Origin of the sequence: Aliidongia dinghuensis (assembly GCF_014643535.1) — a bacterium.
Taxonomy (GTDB): domain Bacteria; phylum Pseudomonadota; class Alphaproteobacteria; order ATCC43930; family CGMCC-115725; genus Aliidongia; species Aliidongia dinghuensis.
Window position 1 is genome coordinate 83,238 of record NZ_BMJQ01000012.1, and the last position, 21,936, is coordinate 105,173.

The following is a 21,936-nucleotide window of genomic DNA, read 5'->3' on the forward strand; positions in this document are numbered from 1 at the left end:
GGACGCTAGCCTGACGGCGCTAAGATCAAGCGCTGGCGCCTCGGCCTGAGCGCGTTCCAGGGAGCCGTCCGGACATGCCGCGGCGCAAGGCCAGCAAGCCCGCCAAATCGACCAAACCCGCGCGCCCCTATCACCACGGCGACCTGCGCACGGCGCTTATCGCGGCCGCCCTCGACCGGCTCGACCAGGATGGCGCCGCCGACCTGTCGCTGCGCGCCGTCGCCAAGGCGGTCGGCGTATCCGAGGCCGCCCCCTACCATCATTTCGCCGACAAGGAGGAACTCGAACGCGCGCTCGCGGCCGAGGGCTTCGGGCGCCTGACCGATCGCCTCACCGGCGCGCTCATGGCGTCGGCCCCGGGCGAGGACCTGCATCGCCTGGCGGAGGCCTATGTGGGCTTCGCGCTTGAGGCGCGCGGCCTCTTCCGCCTGATGGTCCGCCTGCCGATCGACCGGGCGAAACACGCCGACCTCGCGAGCCTCGTTGACGGCGCCTTGGCGCCGCTCGCCGCCTCCGTCGCCCGGCGCATGCGCCCCTGGGGCGCCGACGCCGACATCGTGGGCTTCGCGGCCTTGACCCTCTGGACCCAGCTGCACGGCCTCGCCGAGATCCTGCTCACCCGCGCCGCCGACCAGGACCCGGCCCGCTATGGGCCGAGACTTGTGCGGCTTATGGAATTCTTCGAGGATGGGCTGGAAGCGGCGACCCGCGGGCAGGTGGCGCGGGCGGGGTGATGGGGACGGTTGGTGAGTTTGCTACATAATTCCGGGTCGTTCGGCTAGACGACGCGTAAAGGAGCCGACCGCACCGCGTTCTCGACTCTCCGAGACGTTAAGCGCCCGCTGACGACCGACGAGCTAACGCCGCGCGTCGTAGCCGAGTGCGACCTGAATACAGCAGGCAAACGCCTACTCAAGACTGTGACCAAACGCGTACACGCTTGCCTACGACACTACCGAAACAAGCGTGTGTTGCAATCGGCGCAAGGACCAGAAAACCGGATGCTGTGGAAGTTGATGAATTAACGAACCAGCATGGTTGCAATGCGCTTGTACTGACCGCGCGTTGTATCCTCTGGCACAACGTTGTAGCGCTGTCCGGTCATCAGGCCAAAAGAGGCCATCTTGGATGCGAAAGCCTCATGCTCACGCACTTGGCTTTCCATGGCCTCCAAGCGAGCACTGTCAGACAGGATCTGCTCCAAATCTTTGGTAGCGCTCATATTTCTACTCCTATACCAGCGGTATATGCGGGCTATGGAGCACGAAACCCACTCCCTGCCTATCCATATAGTCAGTAATCAGCTCGCTGTAAACCCTGATCAACGTTCTTAGTGAAATATCTTTTGTGTAATCGTCAATCTCAAGCCGCAAAATCGACTGCAAGGTTCCAATTCCTATAAATCTACCGTGCGAATGCCAAATCTTGTTACTGCCGAGCTTGTCAGCTATTTCTTTGGCGCGCTGTTCTTTTTCGAGTTGAGTAACGGGTTGTCCCTTCTTTGTCGGATCTGTCCTATGATTCGTCCAGTTTTGGAATTTATATGCCACCAACCATTTCTTCAGTAGTTCGACAGATAAATCTCTTGCCTGCTCATAAGATCTTAACAAGGCTAGATTCTGATCTTTGAGGATGGCAAACTCTGCTGGTGTAATCGTTCCATCTTTAGACTTTCCGATAAGTTCTTCCACTTTGTCGAGGAATCCAAGGGCCGGTATGTATTGTTCAGATCCGTTACTTCCTGTCACAATTACTTGAGGATCTATTGGACCTAGAGAAGATGAATAGTCCATGAAGATCTTATCGCCAGCCATGCATAAAATAGTCCCCGCCGACATCGCCATGTCCGGTACGACGAAATAAACGGTCTTGTAGTGATATCTAATAATTTCTACCATTTTTTCGACGGCTTGCGCGCTACCGCCAAGTGTATTAAGCATAATTACGAGAGTATCTTTTCTACGTCGGTGAGACGCTAGCTCCTCAATAAAATCTCTAATTGATTTTATGAATGCTGGATGTATAGTTCCCATATAAAACATTACATTGGCGGAAAACTTCTTTTCTAATCTCTTCGCGGCTTCGTCAATTTTTCGGACGATGACGTCATCCAATTTGCTATCCGGCATGTTCTTCATCTCCCTAGAGCGTTTACGCTCAGGGGAAAGAAATTACACAATTCAGGGTCGAGTGAAAAGGCGCTATTCGCCCGAGGTGTGTGTGCTACCTAATGCCGTGAAACTCCGTCGGCTCGGCGAGGAACGCGCGGGCGAGATATCGCCCTGAAACCCCGTCCCTACGCCGCCGTCAGCCGCTGGCAATAGCTGAACACCGCCGCATCCGCTTGGGCGATCGCCTCGGCCGGGGCCTCGCCGCTGCCGAGCGCGGCCAGGAGGGTGCCGAGGGCGCGGCCGGCTTCGTCGCAGCTGGCGCGCCGGGCGGCGTCGTCGGCGAGGCTCGGGAAGGTGCCGAGCCAGCTGGTGAAACTCTTGAGCAGGGGCAGCTCGTCCGGGTCGTCGATGCGGGTCGAAAGCTCGCGGGCCAGCGCCGGCAGGCGGGCGAGGTCGCGCCGGGCGGCGCCGGCGCCGAGGCTGCCGGCCGCGGCGGCGAGCCGGACCAGGAACAGCGCCTGGAACGCGATGCGCAGCGTCCGCTGCCGCTCGATGAGCGCCCAAGCTTCGGACTCGGCGGTCATCAGGCTCACGGGATCGAGGTTCCTGATCTTGGCGGCGAGCCGGTTCGGCACGTCGATCTGCTCGATCGCCTGGCCCGACCGCTGGCCGGTGCGGCGTTCCGGCCCGACATAGTCTACCGTCACGACGAACGGCCGGCGCCGGGCGACGAGTGCCGCGACCGGGTCCATGATCTGCTTCAGCGAATAGGGCTTGAGGACCACCGCGTCGGCGCCGGCGTCGACCGCGGCGCGCACGGTCGCGGCAAGCGAGCTGCCGCAGGTGATGATCGCCGGCACGAACGGGTTGCCGGGGATCGTGCCGTTGCGCAGGCTGCGCAGCATCTGGGCCGCCGCTTCGTCGCCGTCGTCGATGTTCGCAATGATCAGATCGAAGTCCGCAAGGGCCGCGAGGTCGAGCGGCTCGGTCTTGACCGCGTTCCATTCCTCGATGTCGGTGATCTCAAGCGTGCCGAGCGCGCTTCGGAGCACGCTGCGCCCCATGGCCTGCTCGATCAGCAGCACCTTCACCGCCTTGAATCCGTCGCTCTGTCTCACCGGGCTCGCCTCGATTCGTCGGGTCGCGGGGCTGTCGGCGGTCGCCACGGGGATATGCGGCGGAAAACCTCCGGTAGCATCGACCCGGGACAGTGACGCGCGGACATTGACGACAAGTTACTAAACGGTCATCGCGGCGTCATATAAGCGACGATGCGTGAAAAACGCGGAAAAGACAACCGGAGGCGGTGCGGCTCAGGCGCGGCTGAAGCTCAATCGACGGTAGCTGAGCGCCTCCGCAACGTGGGCCCGGCGCACGCCGGCGCTGCTGTCGAGGTCGGCCAAGGTGCGGGCGACGCGCAGCACCCGGTGGTAGGCGCGGGCCGAGAGCTTGAGGCGCTCCGCCGCGTCGACCAGCAGGCGCTTGCCGTCCGGATCCGGGTCGGCGATCTCGAGCAGCAGCGCGCCGTCGGCCTCCGCATTGGTGCGGACGCGCCGCTCGGCCGGAAGAGGGGCGAAGCGCTCGGTCTGGCGGGCCCGGGCGCGCGCCACGCGCTTTGCCACCGTGGCGCTGTCCTCGGCCGGCGGCGGCAGGGCCAGGTCGACCGCGCGCACGGCCGGCACCTCGACATGCAGGTCGATGCGGTCGAACAGCGGGCCCGAGATCTTGCTCTGGTAGTCCTGGGCGCAGCGCGGCGCCCGGGCACAGGCCTGGGCCGGGTCGTCCAGATGGCCGCAGCGGCACGGGTTCATCGCCGCGACCAACTGGACTCGCGCCGGATAGGTGACATGCGCATTGGCGCGCGCGACCACGGCCCGGCCGCTTTCGAGCGGCTGGCGCAGCGATTCGAGCGTCGCGCGGGCAAATTCGGGCAGTTCGTCGAGGAACAGCACGCCCAGATGCGCGAGCGAGATCTCGCCGGGCTTGGCGCGCGATCCCCCGCCGACCAGCGCCGGCAGCGAGGCCGAATGATGCGGGTCGCGAAATGGCCGCTGGCGCATCAGCGCGCCGTCGCCCAAGAGGCCGGCGACCGAATGGATCATGCTGACCTCGAGCGCCTCGGCCGGGTCGAGCGGCGGCAGCAGGCCGGGCAGCCGCGCCGCCAGCATCGACTTGCCGGAGCCAGGCGGGCCCAGCATCAAGAGATTGTGCCCACCGGCCGCGGCCAGCTCCAGCGCGCGCTTCGCCGTCTCCTGGCCCTTGATGTCCTTGAGGTCGGGCGGCGCCGGCCCGTCCGCGGCGAGCCGCGGGCTGGGCGGTGTCAGCACTTGGGCGCCCTTGAAATGGTTGATAAGCGCCAAGAGGTTCGCCGGCGCCAGGATCTCGATGCCGCCGGCCCAGGCTGCCTCGCTGCCGCACGCGGCCGGGCATATCAGGCCCCGCTCCTGCCCCGCGGCGCCCATCGCCGCCGGCAGCGCGCCGGCGACGGCGGTCAAGGAGCCGTCGAGCGCCAGTTCGCCCAGCGTGACATAGCCGTCGAGCTCGTCCGCCGGCAGCACGCCCATGGTAACGAGCAGGCCGGCGGCAATGGCCAAGTCGAAGTGCGAGCCTTCCTTTTGCACGTCGGCCGGCGACAGGTTGACGATGATGCGCTTCGGCGGCAATGCCAGCCCGATCGCATTCAGCGCCGCCCGCACCCGCTCGCGCGATTCGGCAACCGCCTTGTCCGGCAGGCCCACCACCACGAACGCCGGCAGCCCCGGCGCCATCTGCACCTGGACCTCGATCGGCAGCACCTCGATGCCCTGGAACGCCACCGTGTGAATGCGCGCGACCATGCCTTGAGCGAACGTCCTTGCGGCTAAACCTGCGGGCGAGCGTACAGGCCTGCCAGCAGGATCGCCAGAGCGGCTTTGCGGCTTGCGCGCTATTGGCCTGCCGTCATGTCGGTCCGGCCCACCGATTGGCAATGCCCGGCGCACGGTCAAGTGGTACGCTGCCGGTGTCACCGACGGAGGGTGCGATGGCCGGAAGTCGCGAGTATCTCTTGGCCAGCGGCGGCGCTGAGCTTGAGCGGCTGCGCCTGCAGGCGCGTGTGTGGCAGCCTGAGGCCGAGGCGTGGCTTGACCGGATCGGTATCCAGCCGGGCTGGCGTTGCCTCGATGTCGGCTGTGGTCCCTTGGGTATCCTCGGGTCGCTCGCGCACCGGGTCGGCCCGCGCGGTACGGTCGTCGGCCTCGACCAGGACGCGGTACAGCTGGCCGCGGCGCGCGCCCATGTGGCCGAGAGCGGGTTCGCCAATGTCGAGATCGTCGAGGCGGACGCCTATGCCTCGGCCCTGCCCGACAATTCCTTCGATTTCGTCCATGTGCGCTTCGTCTTCGCGCCCGTAGGCCGCGACGATGCGCTGCTGGCCGAGCTGCTGCGGCTTGCGAAGCCCGGCGGCATCATCGGCATCGAGGAGCCCGACACCTCGTCCTGGTCGCTCTATCCACCACATCCGGCGTGGGAGGCGCTCAAGGCTGCGATCCTTGCCGCCTTCAAGCGAGGCGGCGGCGATCTCGACGCGGGCCGGCGCATGTTCGGCCTCTTGCGCCGGGCCGGCCTCGAGGACGTGACCCTGCGGGCCGCCGTCGTAGCGCTGCAGGACGGCCATCCTCACATGCGGCTGCCGATCCAGTTCGCCACGTCGCTGCGCGCGCGAATCCTCGACGGCGGCTTGATGAACGACGCCGCGTTGGATGCCGCGGTGATGGAATGCGAGCAGGCGATCGGCGCCCGCGATAGCGCGGCGCTGAGCTACATCGTCACGCAAGTGTCGGGACGAAAGCCGCAATAGCCTGGTGCGGCGGCCCTCTTTCGGGTGACTCGTTAGAACAGCACCACACCAGCGAACGCGATGGCGAAGACGACGAGCCAGGCGGCGGCGAGCTCGCGCGTGGCCGGGGCCGGGATGGCGAGCGCACGGCTCTCGGCCGGGTCGGCGGCGACCGGAGTCAGTCGCGGCAGGTGCCACTGGGACAGGGCGCGGCTCGCGGCCGGCCGGCGAAACTTGTCGAGCTGTGCCAACAGGCTCGCAGGCGCGATGGCGACGGATGGGGTTATCGAATGCGGCACGGCGGCCATGGGTATCTCCTCTGCCGTGAGATGTAGGCGCGCGCGGTCCATAGGTCTAAGATCGATTAAATAGAAAACTATAGGCAAAACATCTGATGGAACTGCGCCATCTCCGCTATTTCCTGGCGGTCGCGGAGGAGCTGAACTTCAGCCGGGCGGCGCTGCGCCTGCATATCGCGCAGCCGCCCTTGAGCCAGCAGATCCGTCAGCTCGAGGACGAGCTCGGCCTGCAGCTGTTCGAGCGCGGCAGCCGGCCGCTGCGCCTGACCGAGGCCGGGCGCTTCTTCAAGACCGAGGCGCTGGAGCTCCTGGCAAAGCTCGACCAGGCGATCGTCGGCACGCGCCGGATCGCGCGTGGCGATGTCGGCTGGATCGGCATCGGCTATGTCGGCTCAGCCATGGCGCTCCTGCTGCCGCAGGTGCTGAGGCGCTTCCACGCCGAGCATCCGGGCGTCGAGGTGCTGCTGTTCGAGATGCTGGTCACCGATCAGGCCGACGCGCTGTTGGATCGCCGCATCCATGTCGGCTTCGTCCGGCCGGTGCTCGGCCATGACGGCCTGATCGAGGAGACGCTCTACGAGGAGCCGATGGTCATCGCCATGCCGGTCGATCACCCGATGGCGACGCGCGACAGCGTCGCCATCGCCGAGCTCGCCGACGAGCCCTTCGTGCTCTACGGCGGCCGGACCGCGCGCCAGGTGATCGGCGGCGACTTCATCCTGTCGCAGCTGCGCGCCGGCGGCATCGAGCCCAAGATCGCGGTCGAGTCGCAATATGTCGAGTCGGCGCTGGGCCTGGTCGCGGCCGGCATGGGTGTCGCCCTTACCGCGGCGGGCTTCCGCCATGTGCCGCGCTTCGGCGTCCGCTTCGTGCCCGTGGCGGCGCCGGCACCCAGCATCCCGATGCGCGTCGTCTGCCGCGGCGAGGAACGGTCTCCGACGGTCTTGGCATTCCTCAAGATCGTGCGCGACGTGGCCGGCCGCCTGCCGCCGTTCTGGTCCTAAAGCGCCGCCACCGCGTCGCGGATCGCGGCGGCGCGGTGGGCCCAGGTATGGGCGCCCTCGAACCAGCCGCGCCCGGCGTCGGCCATGGCTTGCGCCTCAACCGCGTCGTCCAGCAGGCGGTCGGCCAGCGCCGCGACGTCCGCCTGATCCGGTCGGGTGCGTGCCAGCGCGCCCGCTGGGGCCGCGGCTTCAAGCCAGGCGGTCGGGCTGCTGAGCGCCACGGCGCCGGCCGCCATGGCCTGGAACAGCCGCTCGTGGCTGCCGTGATAGGGCGTGCAGCTGTTGACCACGATCTTCGCCCGCGCCATCAGATCGGCCACTTCGCCCGCGGTCTTAGCGCCGAGAAGATGAGCGCGGACCGGCCCGGAGGAGGCGGCCAGCACCGGCTCCCAGCCGGGCCCGACCAGCGTCAACGGCCGCTGGAGCAGCGGCAGGACCATGCGCCAGCGCACGCGGGCGCGCAGATACTGGTCGAGCGTCTGGAAATAGGGGTAGAGCGAATCGGGCGAGGCCAGCGCCGCGACGGGATGACCGATCCGCGCGATGAGCGCCGGCAGTGGCGTGAACGGCTCGGCATCGTGGGCATCGAGCATGGCGTTGAGCCGCGCCTCGACCTTCGGCCCGTGCTGGGCCCAGGCCTGGCGCAATGCCGCCGGGTCTGCGGGCGCCGTGCCGGCATGCAGCAGGTCGATGTCGCGCTCGGTCCAGGGCAAAGGCGGTACGCCGAGTGGGCTCGCGGCATGGGGCAGGTGCCGGATCGGCACGGGCACGCCGAGCGTGCCGCGCCAATAGTCGACGTCGTCCGGCGCGGTCGTGAAGATGAGGCGACGCCGGATCGGCGTCACGATCTGGTTCCAATAGAGCAGCAGCGGGTCGAGATAGATCGAGACCAGCGGTTTGCCCAACGCGTTGTAGAGATTGCCCTCGGCGCGCAGGTCGAGCCCGATGCCGGTGAAGCCCACGAACGCGTCGACCGGTGCCTCGGCGACCGTGCGCTCGAGCGTGGCGGCATAGTCGGGCGCGGTCGCGTCGATGATCTGCGCCGCGTCGCCTTGAGCCGCAAAGGCCACGGCCAGATTGTCCAGCATGCGGTCGACGCTGCCGTAGAGGCTGGTGCCGCGGAAGAGAATGAAGCGCATGCGAGGCTCGCCGGGGTTGCCGTTTCGGCCAACCTAGCATGGCTCGACTCGCGGCTCGGTGCCGATATGCCCCCCAGAGGAAGCGATACTCAGAACAGGCGCGCCGCGCGCACGATCTCCGCTTCGATCTCGGCGATTTCCCGCGAGCCGTCGTGCCGGCGCGACAGCACGACGAACTCGACCTCGGGCAGCGGCGGCAGGCCGGCGTCATCGGCGAGCGGCTGCAGTGACGCCGTGACCAGGCTGCGGTTCAGCGGCGAGACGGCGAAGCCGGCGGCGGCGGCCGTCTTCAGGCTGCCGACGCTGGGGCTGACGACAGCGATGTGCCACGGCCGGCCGGCGGCCGCCAATGCCGCGAGCGCCGCGTCGCGATAGGGGCAAGGCTCGGGAAACAGCGCCAGCGGCAACGGGGCCTGCGCCTCCGGCAGCCGGCCGCGGGCATAGGCCCAGACGAGCGGCTCCCGCCACAGCAATTGGCCGGTCCGCTCGCCATGACAGCGGCTGCCGACGACGAGATCCAGCTCGCCGCGATCCATCGCCTGGGTCAGCACGCCGGTATTGGCGATCCGGATCTCCAGCGACAGGCCGGGACGGGCGCTGCGAAACTGCTGCAGCACCTCCGGCAGCCAGCTGCTCATGAAGTCGTCCGACGCGCCGATCCGGACATGGGTGCTCGGCGCGGTGCCGGCGAGCCTGATCCGCGCATCCTCGTTGAGCCGGAGGATGGCCCGGGCATAGCCCAGGAGCACCTCGCCCTCAACCGTCAGCGCGACCGAGCGGGTGCTGCGCGCGAGCAGCGGCTTGCCGACCTGCTCCTCGAGCCGGCGGACGTGGCCGCTCACGGCCGATTGCGTCAGATGAAGCCGTTCGGCGGCGCGGGTGAAGCTCGCCTCCTGGGCCACGACCTGGAAGGAGCGGAGCAAGGTGGCGTCGAACATAGCTTATCTCATTTCGCACTGAATTGAGCAGAGATATATCATTTTTTATTCTGAAATGCATGTGCTTCGCTGTCCGGCAGCATGAACCGGCAGAGAAGCTTCAGATGACCAAGATCCTCTATATCGAGGCGTCGCCGCGCAAACGGCGGAGTGCCTCGATCGACGTGGCGGCAGCCGCCTTGGCCGCGTGGCGTGCGGCCGACCCGAGCGTCGAGATCGACGTGCTCGATGTCTGGTCGACGGCGTTGCCCGAATTCGACGGGCCTGTGATGGAGGCGAAATATGCCGGGCTATCCGGCGTGCCGCTCTCGCCCGAGCAGGAGGCCGCATGGCGGGGGATCCGGCGGCTGGCGACGCGCTTTCACGCCGCCGATGCGCTCGTTCTGGCGGTGCCGCTCTGGAATTTCTCCATCCCCTACAAGCTGAAGCACCTGATCGATGTGGTGTCGCAGAAGGACGTGCTGTTCAGCTTCGACGCGGAGGGCTTCGGCGGCCTGCTCGCCGGGCGCAAGGCGCTCGTGATCTGCGCGCGGGGCCTCGATTATAGCCCGGCCAGCGACACGCCCGCCGGATCCTATGATTTCCAGAAGCCGTATCTCGAGACGTGGCTCCGCTTCATCGGCATCACGGCGATCGAGACGGTGATCGTGGAAAAGACGCTGTTCGGCCCTGAGATCGATGGCGACTCCCGCGCGGCCGCCCGGGCATCGGCGATCGAGGCGGTCGAGCGGTTGCGGGCGCGATCGTAGAAGAGGGCCCGCCCCACGTTATGCGCAGGGCGGGCCGAAGCACTCAGGCGAGCGCCGGATAGTCGGTGTAGCCGGCCGCTCCGCCGCCGTAGAAGGTCGCCTGGTTCGGCGCGTTCAACGGCGCGTTCCGCTTCAGCCGCTCGACCAGGTCCGGGTTGGCGAGGAACGGCACGCCAATCGCCACCAGGTCGGCGGCCTCGCTCTCGAGCGCCGCTTCCGCCTTGGTCCGGTCATAGCCGCCGTTGACGATGAAGGTGCCGCCGAACGCGCGGCGCAGACGCTGCCAGTCGAACGGGTCGGCGCCGGCCTGGAAGACATGGAGATAGGCAAGACCGCGGCCGGCGAGCTGCCTTGCGACAAAATCGAAGGTCGTCTGCGGGTCGGAGTCGCGAATATCGTTGAACGGGTTGACCGGCGACAGGCGCACGCCGACACGGGCCGCACCCAGCACGGCAGAGACGACCGAAACCACTTCGAGCAGCAGCCGTGCCCGGTTTTCGACCGGGCCGCCATAAGCGTCCGTCCGCTGGTTGGTGCCGTCGCGCAGGAATTGGTCGAGGAGATAGCCGTTCGCGGCGTGGATCTCGACGCCGTCGAACCCCGCCTCTTTCGCGTTGATCGCCGCCTGGCGATAGGCGGCGACGATGCCGGGGATCTCCTCGATGCCGAGCGCCCGCGGCTCGACGAACGGCTGGAGGCCGGTCACGGTCATGGCGTCGCCGGCCGGCTTCACGGCCGAGGGCGCCACCGGCAGCTGGCCGTTCGGCTGCAGCGACGGGTGCGAGATGCGGCCGACGTGCCAGAGCTGCAGGAAGATCCGGCCGCCCTTCTTGTGCACGGCGTCGGTCACGAGCCGCCAGCCGGCGACTTGCTCGGCCGAATAGATCCCGGGCGTGCCGGGGTAGCCCTTGCCCTCCGGCGTGATCTGCGACGCCTCGGTGATGATCAGGCCGGCCTCGGCGCGCTGGGCGTAATATTCGGCATTGAGCGCGTGGGGCACGTCGCCGGCGCCGGCCCGGTTGCGGGTCATCGGCGCCATGACGATGCGGTTGCCGAGCGTGATCGGGCCGAGCTTGAACGGCTCGAACAGGGCGGGAAGCTTGGACATTGCGTACTCCAGCGATTGGGACCGATCGGTCCGGAAAGGGGGCGAGACGACCCGCTTGGGCGCGTGCCGTCCGACGTGGAACAGGTTCAGTGCAGCAGTTTCAGGATGCTCTCGACGATCGCATCGAGCCGGGACCGCCCGGTCTGCGCCCGGATCATCACCTGCAGGCCGCTCAGCGATACGGCGAGCAGACAGGCGAGCGTGGCGGCGTCATAGGTTCGCCCGATCGAGCCCTCGCGCTGGCCACGGACGATCGTCGTTTCCAGCTGGCGCTCGAAGTGGGCAAGGGCGACCGAGACCTGGGCCTCGACCGTAGGGTCGCGCGGCGCCAGTTCGACCGCCTCGTTGCAGGTCATGCAGCCGCGCGCCGCGTCGCACGCGACAATGCCGCGGACCAGCGCCTCGATCGCGGCACGCGCCGTCGGACCACGCTTCAGGTGCGTCTCGATCTCGTTCGACCGCTCGTCCTGGTATTGTTCGAGCGCGCGCAAGAACAGCGCGTGCTTGGAGCCGAAGGTCTCGTAGAAGCTCGACTTGCTGATCGCCATGGCATCGAGCAGGTCGGCGAGCGAGGTCGCCTCGTAACCCTGGCGCCAAAACAGGTCGCGCGCTTGCGCGAGCGCCTCAGCTTCATCGAATTCACGGGGTCTTGCCATGACCGGTAGATGGGGTTCTGGACTGCAGAGTCCAGAACCCCGGGTGAAATTTTTTCCTGCTCATCATCAGCCCCACGAGACCGGCGGAAATCGTTCAGTTTTTCGGAAGACGGTCATTCGAATTATCTGATTTTCTAATTTTTACCTGCCTGTACGGTCCACCCGTCCGAAAGACGGAGGGTCGTCTTATGAATATGTCGCTGAGTCTCTCCGCCACTGTTCTCGCCGGGCTGCTCGCCACGGCTCCTGCATGGGCAGGTTCCGCGCCGCAGCTGGCAGGGACCTGGGTCCTGGTCGCTGCGGATGTGGTGCATCCGAACGGCGCGCGCGAACACGACTACGGCGCCGCGCCGAAAGGTCTGATGATGATCGACCCCCAAGGCCGATATTCGGTGCAGATATTCAAATCCGAACGCCCGAACTTCGCCTCGGGCGACCGTGCGACGGGGACGCCGGCTGAGTACGAGGCTGCCGTGCTCGGCAGCAGCACTCATTTCGGAGTCCTTTCGGTGGACGCGGCCGCACACACGCTGGTCTTCAGCATCGACGCCGCGTCCTTCCCCAATCAAAACGGGACCACGCAGCGGCGCCTCTACGAACTTTCGGGAGACGAGTTGAGCTACCGTGTTGCCCCTCGCTCGAATGGCGACGTGCCGATATCCGTCTGGCGACGAGTCCGATAGGCAGGTTATCGACGGTGAGACGGGTTCTCGCGGCGGCTTTCGCCGTCGCGGTGTCATGCTTGGCGCTGCCGACGGTCACACGAGCCGAGCCATCGGCGGCGACCGCGCCTCATCTCATCGTGACGGCGATGGAAAGCGAATGACGCGGGTGCAGCCCTACCGCCGGTCGAGCTTCGCCTCGATCGCGTCCCAGATGCGGGCTTCGAGCTTCACCTCGTCGAACCGGTTGATTTCCTGCAGGCCGGTGGGCGAGGTCACGTTGATCTCGGTGATATAGTCGCCGATCACGTCGATGCCGACGAAGATCAGGCCCTGAGCCCTCAAGGACGGGCCGATCGCGGTGCAGATCTCGCGCTCGCGCGCCGTGAGGCTGGTCTTGACCGCCTTGCCGCCGACATGGAGGTTGGCGCGCGCCTCGCCCGTCGCCGGCACGCGCAGCACGGCGCCGGCCGGCTCGCCGTCGATCAGGATGACGCGCTTGTCGCCTTGCCGCACCTCTGGGATGTAGCGCTGGATCATCAGCGGCTCGCGGCTGATGCTTGCGAACATCTCCAGGAGCGAGCCCAGGTTCTCGTCGCCCTCGCGGATGCGGAACACGCCGGCGCCGCCGTTGCCGAACAGCGGCTTCACGATGATGTCCTTGTGCTCGTCACGGAAAGCGTCGATCTCGCGCCGGTCCGATGTGATGAGCGTCGGCGGCATCAGCTCCGGGAACTGGGTCACGAACAGCTTTTCCGGCGCGTTGCGCACGCTCGCCGGATCGTTCACCACCAGGGTCTGCGGATGGATCCGCTCCAAGAGATGGGTCGCGGTGATGTAGGCCATGTCGAACGGCGGGTCCTGGCGCATCAGCACCACGTCGACGCCGGCCAGGTCGATGAGCTCGGACGGGCCCAGCGTGTAATGGTTGCCGCGTTCGCGCTGCACCTTGAGCGGCTCGGCGCGGGCATAGAGCCGGCCGTTGCGGAATGTCAGGTTCTTGGGTCCGTAATGGTAGAGCAGATGGCCGCGCGCCTGGGCCTCGAGCGCCAGGACGAAGGTCGAATCGGCATCGATATTGATGCCGGCGATCGGGTCCATCTGGATGGCGACGGCAAGACTCATGGCGCATTTCCCCTTCTTGGTGCCGGCACTATATGGTGACGACGCCCAAGGCCCCAAGCCCAGAACATCCGAGCCTGAACAGCGCTAGTTGAGCCGGGACCGGAGCTGGGCCAGCAGCAGGGCGGCGTCGTGGCGCCATTCGGCGGCCGGATCGAGGCGGAGCGCGGTGTCGAGTGCCGCAATGGCGGCGCCCAAGCGGCCCAGATGATCGGCGAGCATGCCGGTTTCGCGCCAGAGGTCCGCATGGCGCGGCGCCAGGAGCCGCATGCGGCGCAGGACCTCGAACGCGGCCTCCGCGCCGCCCGCCTGCAGCAGGCGGAGCTTGATGTTGTTCTGCAGCCGGAGCAGCACCTCGCGGTCCGGGACGATCCGGGTGTGTTCGGGCTTGAGCTCGACCGGGCCCGCCCCGCCCCGGCCGACGATCCGGATGAGCTTGCGGAGCTGCGCCGCGTCGCGCCGTTCGCCACCCGCGAACGGGTCGAGGATGGCATGCTCGCCGCCAGCATCGATGCGGATCAGGAAATGGCCGGGGAAGTTGAGTCCGCCGGCTCGCCAGCCCTGGGCGCGCGCGGCGTGGATATAGAGGATGCCGAGCGCCACCGGCAGGCCGCGTCGCCGGTCGATCACCCGCATCAGGTCGGCATTGGCGAGATCGTCATAGGTGGCGCTGTCGCCCCTGTAGCGGTGATGGCCGACCATGACCGTGACGAGGGCGGCGACCCGGTCGGCGAGCGGGGGTGTCGTGACATCGCCGAGCTCGGCGGCGAGCTCGTCGGCCAGCTGGTCGAGATGGGCACGGTAGCCCTCCGGATCGACCTCGGGCCGATCGAGGCGGGCGAAGGCGAGCGCCGCTTCGGCGAGCGGCAGAATCGCCCCATCGGTCTGGCCCAGCTCGGCCAGCAGCGCCTCGGCGCTGTCGCTCATGCCCGAAAGTCCCGTTCTACTGCAGCGGCGTCACCTGGACCGGCGACTGTTGCGCCGGGGCCTGCTGCACCGGAGCCGACGGCTGGCCGTTCAGCGCCGGATCGCGGCTGTCGCCCGGGCCGGTCGCGCGCTGGCTTGCACCCGGCTGGTCGACCCCGGCCTGGCTAGCACCCGACTGGCTAGCACCCGGTGCGCTCAAGGCGCTCGGCTGCGTGCTGCCGGCGGTGCCGAGCTGCGTGCTGCCGTCCTCGCCGACACCGCTGCGGATGCGGATGTAGTTCTTGACTTGTTTCACGTTCGGAATGTTGCGCGCATAGTTCAGCACATGGTCGAGCTCGGTCTGGGTGCGTGCGACGCCCAGGATGTAGACCGTGCCGTCGACGCACTGGAGCGAGTAGTTGGGCGTGCGCACCTGGCTGTCGAACAGCATGTCGCTGTTGAGCCGGGCCAGGATCCAATTGTCGCCGGCCGCAGTGCCGAAGCTCGCACCCTGCGCCACCTGGATCTCGTTGATGACTTCCTTGACGCCATCCGCCTTCCAGGCGCCGGCGACGGCCTGGTCGCGGATCTTCGGGTCCGGCACCTGGCCGGTCAGCAGCACTCGGCCCTCGAAGATGTTGAGATCGACGTAGGACGCGATCTGGCCATTGTCCTTGGCCCATTGGGCATTGATCTGCGTCTTGATGCTGGTGTCGCTGAAAGTGCCGCCGACACCGCGCTCGTTGCCCATGGTATAGCCGGCGGTGCCGCCCGCGGCACCTACAGCAGCGACAAGACAGCCGCCAAGCGGCAGGGTCGCCCCGACGAGCGCCACGAGGCTGAACGCCAGGGACTGAACGCGCTGATGAGACAGGGTCACTGTTCGGGGCCTCCGGTTGGATCTTTCCTTACCGCTATAGAACGGCCGAATTGTGGCGACAACCGGACATCCGTTGTGGCGTCCCTCATGCGCCGATCCGCCAGGCGTCGGGCAGGTGGCGCGGCCAGGTCCGACGCACGATCAAGAGCGCGTCGAAACGCTGGTCGAGGTCGGCCAAGTCGGGCCGCGTCGCCAGGAACTGGCTCGCCGCACGGGCGATGCGATGCTGCTGGCGTGGGCTGACCGCATCGGCGGCCGCGCGGAAATCGGCGCGCGCCTTGACCTCGACGAACACCAGCACCCGGCCGCGCCGGACGATGAGGTCGATCTCGCCCGCCGCCGTCTTGTAGCGCCGGGCGACGATCCTGTAGCCCTTGAGCCGGAGCCACCACGCGGCGATCGCCTCGGACCGGTGGCCATGCCGCTCGGCGGCGCGCCGCTCCCGGGTCATTTGTCGGCCCGGGTCATTTGTCCACCTGGGCGAGCTCGAGCGCGCGGGCATAGACCGTGCGGCGCTTGAGGCCGAGCGCATCCGCGACCTCGCTCGCCGCGTCCCGGACCGAGAGGCGCGCGAGGGCCGCCTTGAGCGAGGCGTCGAGATCGGCGTCACTCGGCGGCGGCGCCGGCAGCGGCGGGCCGACGACGACGACGATCTCACCCTTGGGCGGCCCGGCTGCCGCATAGTGGCGGGCAAGCTCGGCGAGCGTGCCGCGGCGGACCTCCTCATAGAGCTTGGTCAATTCGCGCGCGACCGCGGCTGGCCGGTCGCCAAGCTCCGCCGCCATGTCGGCCAGCGAATCTGCGAGCCGCTGGGCGGACTCGAAGAAGATGAGCGTGGCGCGCACGGCCTTGAGCTCTGCGAGCTCCCGGCGCCGGGCAGTACTCCGCGACTCGAGGAAGCCCGCGAACAGGAACCGGTCGCTCGGCAGGCCGGACAGGACCAGGGCGGCGAGCGGCGCCGAGGCGCCCGGCAGCATCTCGACCTTGAGCCCGTCGGCAATCGCCTGGCGCACGAGCTTGAAGCCCGGGTCGGAGACGAGCGGCGTTCCGGCGTCGGAGATGAGCGCCACCGCCTGGCCTTCGGTGATCCGGCGCAGCAGCACCGGCCGCATGTGCTCGGCATTGTGCTCGTGATAGGCCGCGAGCGGCACGGCGATGCCATGACGCTGTAGCAATTTTGTGCTCACCCGCGTGTCCTCGCAGGCGATCACGTCGACCTCGGCTAAAATGTCGAGTGCGCGAAGGGTGATGTCGGCCGCATTGCCGATCGGTGTCGCCACGACGTAGAGACCGGCCGCAGCCCGTTTGGCCGCGGCAGGCCGCTCGTGGGAAGGCCGCTGCCCCTGAACAGGTTGCTTAGGCGCGCGTTTACTTGGCGTGGGCGCCCGGCTAGTCTCCCGCGGCGCCTCCTCGGTCGCTTCGGAGAATGTGCTTGAACCGTCCGTCTCTTGCGAACCCGGTCCTGCGGCCCTTGGCCCTCGCATCTGTGGTGACTTTCGCTCTGAGCTTGGCTGGCTGCGGTACCCAGACCGTACCGGGGAAGCTGCCGGGACAGCAACCCCCGGTCGCCACCCTGACCGCGCCCACGCTGCAGCCGGCTGTGCCCGCGGTACCGCAGAAGCCGGCCAATTTCGTCGACGTCAAGGGCAAGATCGACGTGGCGCTGCTGCTGCCGCTGAGCGGGCCGACCGCCGCGCTTGGCCGCGACATGCTCGACGCCGCGCAATTGTCGCTGATCGAGCTCGGCGGCGACGACATGGTGCTGACGCCGAAGGATACGCACGGCACGGCCGAAGGGGCCGTCGCCGCGGCGCGGCTCGCGGTCGCCGAAGGGGCCAGGATCATCGTGGGTCCGCTGACTGCGTCGGAGGCCGACGCGGTGAAGCCGATCGCGCAGGCCGCCCACATCAACGTGCTGAGTTTCTCGAGCGTCGCCTCCATCGCCGGTAACGGCCTGTTCCTGATGGGCATCCTGCCGCGCGAGGAGCTGACGCGGATCGCGAGCTACGCGCGCTCGACCGGCATCGATCATTTCGCGGCGATCGTGCCCAACAATACCTATGGCCAGCTCGCCGCCGACGAGTTCGGCCGTGCCGTCGCGGCGGCCGGCGGCACCATGGACGATACCGAGGTCTTCGAGCCTGGCGGCGCCGACTTGAAGCCGGTGATCAAGCATCTGGCCGCCAACGGCAAATTCACCTTCACCGCGCTCCTGGTGCCGGAGACCGGGCCCAAGCTCAAGAACGTCGTGTCGCAGCTGCAGCTCGCCGACATCAACCAGCAGAAGGTCCGCCTGCTTGGCACCGGCATCTGGGACGTGCCGGATCTCGGCAACGAGCCGTCGCTCATCGGCGGCTGGTACGCGGCCCCGCCGCCCGAGGCGCGCGCCGGGTTCCAGGACCGGTTCCGCGCCGCCTATGGCCATGCGCCGGCGCGGCTCGCGACACTCGCCTATGACGCGGTCGGCGTCGCTGCCGTGCTGGGCCGCACGCCCGGCGCCGATTTCTCGGCGGCGGCGCTCACCAACCCGAGCGGCTTCGCTGGCGCCGACGGCATCTTCCGCCTGCGCGAGGACGGCACGGCCGAGCGCGGGTTGGCCGTGCTGCAGGTCGAGCGCACCGGCGCCAGCGTGGTCAGCCCCGCGCCCGAAAGCTTCGGCGGCGAGGCCGGCCAGTAAGAAAGTCAGTAAGGAAAGTCAGCGCAGGAGGGCAGCCAGCACCGCGTTGAGCCGCTGGCGGCCGGCGGCGGTCGCGACCAGCCGGTCGCGGTCGAGCGTCACGAACCCGCCCTCCGTCAATTGGCCGAGCGCCACCGGGTCGAGCAGGTCCTCCGGCTCCAGCGCCAGTTCGTCCCGGAAGCGCCGGCGCGGGATGCCTTCGGCGAGCCTCAGGCCCATCATGACCATTTCCTCGGCACGGGCGTCGCGGTCGACGATCTCGGTCTCCTGCGTGCCGTGGCCATTGGCCTCGACGAGGCCAAGCCAGGTCTCCGGCGCCTTGGCCTGGCGTGTCGCGGTCTTGGTGCCGCCCAGGGTCAGCCGGCCATGGGCGCCGGGCCCGACCCCGACATAATCGCCGTAGCGCCAGTAGGTCAGGTTGTGCCGGCTTGCCTCGCCGGCGCGCGCATGGTTCGAGATCTCGTAGGCCGGCAGGCCGGCAGCCGCGAGCCGCGCCTGGGTCAGCTCGTAGAGCTCGCCCGCGAGCTCGTCGTCGGGCAGCGCGAAATCGCCGCGGGCATAGGCGGTGGCGAACGCCGTGCCCGGCTCGATCGTCAGCTGGTAGACCGATAGATGACCGGCGGCGAAGCCCAAGGCCCGGTCGAGCTCCGCGGTCCAGGAATCGACCGTCTGTCCGGGTCGGGCGTAGATCAGATCGAAACTGTAACGATCGAAATGCCGGGCGGCGAGCGCGATGGCCTCGAGTGCCTCGCCGGCCGTGTGCTGGCGGCCCAGGAACTTGAGTGCCGCCGGGTCGAGCGCCTGGATGCCGAGCGACACGCGATTGACGCCGGCCGCGCGGAAGCCCTGGAACTTATGCGCCTCGACCGAGGTCGGATTGGCCTCGAGCGTGATCTCGACGTCCGCGTCGAGCGACCAGTTTCGGCCGATCCGCTCGATGACGGCGCCGACCGTCGCGGGTTCCATGAGCGACGGCGTGCCGCCGCCGAAGAAGATCGAAGTGACCGCGCGCCCCGGTGTTTGGGCCGCGTAATGGTCGAGCTCGCGCAAAAGCGCTGCGCGCCAGCGGTCCTGCTCGATCCGCTCGCGCACATGGCTGTTGAAGTCGCAATAAGGGCACTTCGCCAGGCAGAACGGCCAATGGACATAGACGGCGAAGCCCGGGGTCTCCGGCCCGCGCGATGCGGGCACCTGGATCATGACGCGAAACAGGCCTCGACCAACTGGCCGAAGGCACGGGCCCGGTGGCTGATGCGATGCTTGGTCGCCTCGTGCATCTCGCCGAAGGTCTGGCTCATGCCGTCGGGCACGAAGATCGGGTCATAGCCGAAGCCGCGGTCGCCGCGCGGCGGGAAGGTGAGCGTGCCCGACACGCGACCCTCGAAGCTCTCGTAGTGACCGTCCGGCCAGGCGAGCGTCAGCGCACACACGAAATGGGCGCGCCGGCTGGCGGCTCCCTTGTCCGTGAGCTCGTGCTCGACGCGCGCCATGGCGGCGGCGAAATCCTTGTCGGGCCCGGCCCAGCGCGCCGAATAGATGCCGGGAGCGCCGCCGAGCGCGTCGACCGCGAGGCCGGAATCGTCCGACAGCGCCGGCACGCCGGCTGCCAGCGCCGCCGCCAGGGCCTTGAGCTCGGCATTGGCGAGGAAGGTGGTCCCGGTCTCCTCCGGCTCCGGCAGGCCGTGCTCCGCGGCCGAACTCACGTGCACGCCATAGGGCGCCAGCAGCTCGACGATCTCACGCAGCTTGCCCGGATTATGGGTCGCGACGATGAGGCCGGTGCCGGTGAAGCGGCGGCGTGGAACGGCGGCGCACATGGGTGTCAGAGCCCGCCCAGGCCTACAGCCGCCCGCTGCAGCCGGGCAAGCTCGGCGATGCCCTTGCGCGCGAGCTTCAGGAGCTCCGCGAACTGCTCCTCGGCAAACGGCGCCTCCTCGGCGGTTGCCTGGATCTCGACGATCCGGCCGGTCGCGGTCAGCACGAAATTGGCGTCGGCCTCCGCGGCGGAATCTTCCGGATAGTCGAGGTCGAGCACGGGCACGCCGTTATAGATGCCGCAGGACACGGCGGCGACCTGGTCGCGGAGCGGCAGGACCGGGATCAGCTTCTGGTCGACCAGGCCCCTGAGCGCCAGGTGCAGCGCCACATAGCTGCCGGTGATCGACGCAGTGCGCGTGCCGCCGTCGGCCTGCAGCACGTCGCAGTCGATCTTGATCTGCCGCTCGCCCAAGGCCTTGAGGTCGCAGATCGCGCGGAGCGACCGGCCGATCAGGCGCTGGATCTCCTGCGTGCGGCCCGACTGCTTGCCGCGTGCCGCCTCGCGTTCCGTCCGCGTATGGGTCGACCGCGGCAGCATGCCGTATTCGGCGGTGATCCAGCCGGCGCCGGTGTTGCGCAGGAACGGCGGCACCTTTTCCTCGACCGAGGCGGTGCAGAGCACATGGGTCTCGCCGAACTTCGCGAGGCAGGAACCCTCGGCATATTTGGCGAAGCCGGGGGTGAGCGTCACCGGGCGGAGCTGGTCGACCGGGCGACCGGAAGGACGTGACATGGGTCTCTGGCTTCTTTCGACGATCCGAATATTCTCGAGCGGGCGTACTCGAATGGGGCGCCAACCTACTCTGCCAGTCGCCTGCGCGTCCAGGATTTGCCGGCATCGATACATGGGCGGCTTGAAGGGGCGAAGGTTGACGCCCGGGCTTGTCGTCCCTAAGTTTCGGCACGCCTTGGCCGTCAGCGGCGAGGTTCCATTGCATTCACTGTCTCACAAGGGACGATCGGCGAGCTTGAGCGACCGCGACATGCCCCGCGCGAGAACGGAAACGCTCGTCGGCATGCTCAACGAGCGTAGCCGGGAGATCTTCCGCACGATCGTCGATGCCTATGTGGAGACCGGCGAGCCGATCGGCTCGCGCACGATCTCGCGCCGGCTCGGGCTCAATCTCTCGCCGGCGACGATCCGCAACGTGATGGCGGATCTCGAGGAGGCGGGCCTGCTGTTCGCGCCGCATACCTCGGCCGGCCGCCTGCCGACCGATGCGGGGCTCCGGCTCTTTGTCGACGGGCTGCTCGAGGTGGGCCGGCTCTCGCAGGATGAGCGCGACAATCTCGATGCGCGCTGTGCCGCCGGCGGCCGGTCGTTTTCGGCCGTGCTGGAACAGGCGACGCAGACCTTGTCGGGTCTGTCGCGCTGTGCCGGCCTGGTGCTGGCGCCCAAGACCGAGAGCGCCTTGAAGCATGCCGAGTTTGTGGCCCTCGGGCCCGGCCGGGCGCTCGTCGTGCTGGTGACCGAGGACGGCCTGGTCGAGAACCGTGTCATCGAGGTGCCGGTCGGCGTGCCGGCCTCCGCGCTCGTCACCGCTGGCAATTTCCTCTCCGCGCGGATGGTGGGCTTCACGCTCGAGGAGGCCAAGGCGGCGCTGGTGCAGGAGCTGGCCCAGAACCAGGCGGAGCTCGACGAGCTCACCGCGCGCCTCGTCGAGGCGGGCCTCGCGTCCTGGTCCGGAGAGCGTTCGGGCGGCTCGCTCATCGTGCGCGGCCAGAAGAACCTGCTCGAGGATATCAACGCGCTCGAGGACCTCGACCGGGTGCGGCGGCTCTTCGAGATGCTCGAGACCAAGGAAACGATGATGCGCCTCGTCGAGGCGACCCATCGCGGCGAGGGCGTGCAGATCTTTATCGGCTCCGCCAACTCGCTGTTCGGCATCGCGGGCTGTTCGATGGTGATCGCACCCTATATGAACAGCCGAGAGCAGATCGTCGGGGCCATCGGCGTGATCGGCCCCACGCGGATCAACTATGCCCGCATCATCCCCATGGTGGATTACACCGCCAAGGTGATCGGGCGTTCCATTGGATAAATCAGGAC

Annotated in this window: 24 protein-coding genes; 7 read left to right on the forward strand and 17 right to left on the reverse strand. The window is 67.8% G+C overall.

Going from position 1 to position 21,936, the window contains the following annotated elements:
- Window positions 1-74 precede the first annotated feature (74 nt).
- The gene (locus IEY58_RS21935) at window positions 75-734 is read left to right on the forward strand and encodes a TetR/AcrR family transcriptional regulator (protein WP_189049769.1); all 660 of its coding nucleotides are present in this window, start codon (window positions 75-77) and stop codon (window positions 732-734) included.
- Between the two features lie 287 nt (window positions 735-1,021).
- Here the strand turns inward: IEY58_RS21935 and IEY58_RS21940 are convergent, their stop codons facing one another.
- The 4 genes from IEY58_RS21940 to IEY58_RS21955 all read right to left on the reverse strand — a co-directional run bounded on the left by IEY58_RS21940 (window position 1,022) and on the right by IEY58_RS21955 (window position 4,948).
- Entirely contained in the window at window positions 1,022-1,222 is a 201-nt protein-coding gene (locus IEY58_RS21940) for a hypothetical protein (RefSeq protein ID WP_189049771.1), read from the reverse strand.
- A 10-nt stretch (window positions 1,223-1,232) separates the two neighbouring features.
- Window positions 1,233-2,129 (reverse strand): SDH family Clp fold serine proteinase, encoded by an 897-nt coding sequence (locus IEY58_RS21945; protein ID WP_229743873.1) that lies wholly within the window; start codon window positions 2,127-2,129, stop codon window positions 1,233-1,235.
- Between the two features lie 167 nt (window positions 2,130-2,296).
- A complete protein-coding gene (locus IEY58_RS21950; protein WP_189049774.1) occupies window positions 2,297-3,229 on the reverse strand; it encodes a hypothetical protein in 933 nt (310 codons plus the stop codon).
- A 195-nt stretch (window positions 3,230-3,424) separates the two neighbouring features.
- On the reverse strand, window positions 3,425-4,948 hold the full coding sequence (locus IEY58_RS21955) for a YifB family Mg chelatase-like AAA ATPase (RefSeq protein ID WP_189049776.1): 1,524 nt from the start codon (window positions 4,946-4,948) through the stop codon (window positions 3,425-3,427).
- 185 nt (window positions 4,949-5,133) lie between these two features.
- On the opposite strand from IEY58_RS21955, the gene IEY58_RS21960 reads away from it, so the two are divergent.
- Window positions 5,134-5,949 (forward strand): methyltransferase domain-containing protein, encoded by an 816-nt coding sequence (locus tag IEY58_RS21960; RefSeq protein ID WP_189049778.1) that lies wholly within the window; start codon window positions 5,134-5,136, stop codon window positions 5,947-5,949.
- Window positions 5,950-5,981: 32 nt separating this feature from the next.
- Here IEY58_RS21960 and IEY58_RS21965 read toward each other — a convergent pair whose 3' ends face one another.
- Window positions 5,982-6,236, reverse strand: a complete 255-nt coding sequence (locus IEY58_RS21965; RefSeq protein WP_189049780.1) for a hypothetical protein — start codon at window positions 6,234-6,236, stop codon at window positions 5,982-5,984.
- A gap of 86 nt (window positions 6,237-6,322) precedes the next feature.
- Between IEY58_RS21965 and IEY58_RS21970 the strand changes: the two genes are divergently transcribed.
- Window positions 6,323-7,231, forward strand: a complete 909-nt coding sequence (locus tag IEY58_RS21970) for a LysR substrate-binding domain-containing protein (protein WP_189049782.1) — start codon at window positions 6,323-6,325, stop codon at window positions 7,229-7,231.
- Here the strand turns inward: IEY58_RS21970 and IEY58_RS21975 are convergent.
- The gene (locus tag IEY58_RS21975) at window positions 7,228-8,370 is read right to left on the reverse strand and encodes a glycosyltransferase family protein (RefSeq protein WP_189049785.1); all 1,143 of its coding nucleotides are present in this window, start codon (window positions 8,368-8,370) and stop codon (window positions 7,228-7,230) included. The two genes, IEY58_RS21970 and IEY58_RS21975, sit on opposite strands and share 4 nt — an antisense overlap.
- 89 nt (window positions 8,371-8,459) lie before the next feature.
- Complete coding sequence (locus IEY58_RS34435; protein ID WP_189049787.1) at window positions 8,460-9,308, reverse strand: LysR substrate-binding domain-containing protein; 849 nt, start codon at window positions 9,306-9,308, stop codon at window positions 8,460-8,462.
- Between the two features lie 104 nt (window positions 9,309-9,412).
- Between IEY58_RS34435 and IEY58_RS21985 the strand changes: the two genes are divergently transcribed.
- Complete coding sequence (locus IEY58_RS21985) at window positions 9,413-10,057, forward strand: FMN-dependent NADH-azoreductase (RefSeq protein ID WP_189049789.1); 645 nt, start codon at window positions 9,413-9,415, stop codon at window positions 10,055-10,057.
- A gap of 43 nt (window positions 10,058-10,100) precedes the next feature.
- On the opposite strand, the gene IEY58_RS21990 is transcribed toward IEY58_RS21985, so the two are convergent.
- Window positions 10,101-11,165, reverse strand: coding sequence for an alkene reductase (locus tag IEY58_RS21990; protein ID WP_189049791.1), 1,065 nt, complete (start codon window positions 11,163-11,165; stop codon window positions 10,101-10,103).
- Window positions 11,166-11,251: 86 nt separating this feature from the next.
- Window positions 11,252-11,821, reverse strand: a complete 570-nt coding sequence (locus tag IEY58_RS21995) for a TetR/AcrR family transcriptional regulator (protein WP_189049793.1) — start codon at window positions 11,819-11,821, stop codon at window positions 11,252-11,254.
- A gap of 188 nt (window positions 11,822-12,009) precedes the next feature.
- Between IEY58_RS21995 and IEY58_RS22000 the strand changes: the two genes are divergently transcribed.
- A complete protein-coding gene (locus IEY58_RS22000) occupies window positions 12,010-12,504 on the forward strand; it encodes a lipocalin-like domain-containing protein (RefSeq protein ID WP_189049795.1) in 495 nt (164 codons plus the stop codon).
- 156 nt (window positions 12,505-12,660) lie between these two features.
- Here the strand turns inward: IEY58_RS22000 and gshB are convergent, their stop codons facing one another.
- The 5 genes from gshB to rsmI all read right to left on the reverse strand — a co-directional run bounded on the left by gshB (window position 12,661) and on the right by rsmI (window position 16,671).
- On the reverse strand, window positions 12,661-13,608 hold the full coding sequence (gene gshB, locus IEY58_RS22005; protein WP_189049797.1) for a glutathione synthase: 948 nt from the start codon (window positions 13,606-13,608) through the stop codon (window positions 12,661-12,663).
- Between the two features lie 84 nt (window positions 13,609-13,692).
- Window positions 13,693-14,532 (reverse strand): SirB1 family protein, encoded by an 840-nt coding sequence (locus tag IEY58_RS22010; protein ID WP_189049799.1) that lies wholly within the window; start codon window positions 14,530-14,532, stop codon window positions 13,693-13,695.
- A 16-nt stretch (window positions 14,533-14,548) separates the two neighbouring features.
- The gene (locus IEY58_RS22015) at window positions 14,549-15,391 is read right to left on the reverse strand and encodes a BON domain-containing protein (RefSeq protein ID WP_189049801.1); all 843 of its coding nucleotides are present in this window, start codon (window positions 15,389-15,391) and stop codon (window positions 14,549-14,551) included.
- 85 nt (window positions 15,392-15,476) lie between these two features.
- The gene (locus tag IEY58_RS22020; protein WP_189049803.1) at window positions 15,477-15,842 is read right to left on the reverse strand and encodes a YraN family protein; all 366 of its coding nucleotides are present in this window, start codon (window positions 15,840-15,842) and stop codon (window positions 15,477-15,479) included.
- A gap of 13 nt (window positions 15,843-15,855) precedes the next feature.
- Entirely contained in the window at window positions 15,856-16,671 is an 816-nt protein-coding gene (gene rsmI / locus IEY58_RS22025) for a 16S rRNA (cytidine(1402)-2'-O)-methyltransferase (RefSeq protein ID WP_229743874.1), read from the reverse strand.
- Window positions 16,672-16,880: 209 nt separating this feature from the next.
- Here rsmI and IEY58_RS22030 point away from each other — a divergent pair, with 209 nt between their 5' ends.
- Window positions 16,881-18,068, forward strand: a complete 1,188-nt coding sequence (locus tag IEY58_RS22030; protein ID WP_189049807.1) for a penicillin-binding protein activator — start codon at window positions 16,881-16,883, stop codon at window positions 18,066-18,068.
- Between the two features lie 18 nt (window positions 18,069-18,086).
- Here the strand turns inward: IEY58_RS22030 and hemW are convergent, their stop codons facing one another.
- The 3 genes from hemW to rph are packed head-to-tail and all read right to left on the reverse strand — an operon-like array spanning window position 18,087 to window position 20,619.
- Window positions 18,087-19,268, reverse strand: coding sequence for a radical SAM family heme chaperone HemW (gene hemW, locus IEY58_RS22035; protein WP_189049809.1), 1,182 nt, complete (start codon window positions 19,266-19,268; stop codon window positions 18,087-18,089).
- Window positions 19,265-19,885, reverse strand: a complete 621-nt coding sequence (rdgB, locus tag IEY58_RS22040) for an RdgB/HAM1 family non-canonical purine NTP pyrophosphatase (protein ID WP_189049811.1) — start codon at window positions 19,883-19,885, stop codon at window positions 19,265-19,267. Before rdgB ends, hemW begins: the two co-directional genes overlap by 4 nt.
- A gap of 5 nt (window positions 19,886-19,890) precedes the next feature.
- Window positions 19,891-20,619: a ribonuclease PH gene (gene rph, locus IEY58_RS22045; protein WP_189049814.1), complete on the reverse strand. Its 729-nt coding sequence runs from the start codon at window positions 20,617-20,619 to the stop codon at window positions 19,891-19,893.
- Between the two features lie 250 nt (window positions 20,620-20,869).
- On the opposite strand from rph, the gene hrcA reads away from it, so the two are divergent.
- Window positions 20,870-21,928, forward strand: coding sequence for a heat-inducible transcriptional repressor HrcA (hrcA, locus tag IEY58_RS22050; RefSeq protein ID WP_189049816.1), 1,059 nt, complete (start codon window positions 20,870-20,872; stop codon window positions 21,926-21,928).
- Window positions 21,929-21,936: the final 8 nt, after the last annotated feature.

Excerpts from the sequence above, each read along its gene's own strand:
- IEY58_RS21935 (WP_189049769.1), top strand. The coding sequence starts at position 75 with ATGCCGCGGCGCAAGGCCAGCAAGCCCGCCAAATCGACCAAACCCGCG.
- IEY58_RS21940 (WP_189049771.1), bottom strand. The coding sequence starts at position 1,222 with ATGAGCGCTACCAAAGATTTGGAGCAGATCCTGTCTGACAGTGCTCGC.
- IEY58_RS21945 (WP_229743873.1), bottom strand. The coding sequence starts at position 2,129 with ATGCCGGATAGCAAATTGGATGACGTCATCGTCCGAAAAATTGACGAA.
- IEY58_RS21955 (WP_189049776.1), bottom strand. The coding sequence starts at position 4,948 with ATGGTCGCGCGCATTCACACGGTGGCGTTCCAGGGCATCGAGGTGCTG.
- IEY58_RS21960 (WP_189049778.1), top strand. The coding sequence starts at position 5,134 with ATGGCCGGAAGTCGCGAGTATCTCTTGGCCAGCGGCGGCGCTGAGCTT.
- IEY58_RS21965 (WP_189049780.1), bottom strand. The coding sequence starts at position 6,236 with ATGGCCGCCGTGCCGCATTCGATAACCCCATCCGTCGCCATCGCGCCT.
- IEY58_RS21970 (WP_189049782.1), top strand. The coding sequence starts at position 6,323 with ATGGAACTGCGCCATCTCCGCTATTTCCTGGCGGTCGCGGAGGAGCTG.
- IEY58_RS21975 (WP_189049785.1), bottom strand. The coding sequence starts at position 8,370 with ATGCGCTTCATTCTCTTCCGCGGCACCAGCCTCTACGGCAGCGTCGAC.
- IEY58_RS34435 (WP_189049787.1), bottom strand. The coding sequence starts at position 9,308 with ATGTTCGACGCCACCTTGCTCCGCTCCTTCCAGGTCGTGGCCCAGGAG.
- IEY58_RS21985 (WP_189049789.1), top strand. The coding sequence starts at position 9,413 with ATGACCAAGATCCTCTATATCGAGGCGTCGCCGCGCAAACGGCGGAGT.
- IEY58_RS21990 (WP_189049791.1), bottom strand. The coding sequence starts at position 11,165 with ATGTCCAAGCTTCCCGCCCTGTTCGAGCCGTTCAAGCTCGGCCCGATC.
- IEY58_RS21995 (WP_189049793.1), bottom strand. The coding sequence starts at position 11,821 with ATGGCAAGACCCCGTGAATTCGATGAAGCTGAGGCGCTCGCGCAAGCG.
- IEY58_RS22000 (WP_189049795.1), top strand. The coding sequence starts at position 12,010 with ATGAATATGTCGCTGAGTCTCTCCGCCACTGTTCTCGCCGGGCTGCTC.
- gshB (WP_189049797.1), bottom strand. The coding sequence starts at position 13,608 with ATGAGTCTTGCCGTCGCCATCCAGATGGACCCGATCGCCGGCATCAAT.
- IEY58_RS22010 (WP_189049799.1), bottom strand. The coding sequence starts at position 14,532 with ATGAGCGACAGCGCCGAGGCGCTGCTGGCCGAGCTGGGCCAGACCGAT.
- IEY58_RS22020 (WP_189049803.1), bottom strand. The coding sequence starts at position 15,842 with ATGACCCGGGAGCGGCGCGCCGCCGAGCGGCATGGCCACCGGTCCGAG.
- hemW (WP_189049809.1), bottom strand. The coding sequence starts at position 19,268 with ATGATCCAGGTGCCCGCATCGCGCGGGCCGGAGACCCCGGGCTTCGCC.
- rdgB (WP_189049811.1), bottom strand. The coding sequence starts at position 19,885 with ATGTGCGCCGCCGTTCCACGCCGCCGCTTCACCGGCACCGGCCTCATC.
- rph (WP_189049814.1), bottom strand. The coding sequence starts at position 20,619 with ATGTCACGTCCTTCCGGTCGCCCGGTCGACCAGCTCCGCCCGGTGACG.
- hrcA (WP_189049816.1), top strand. The coding sequence starts at position 20,870 with ATGCCCCGCGCGAGAACGGAAACGCTCGTCGGCATGCTCAACGAGCGT.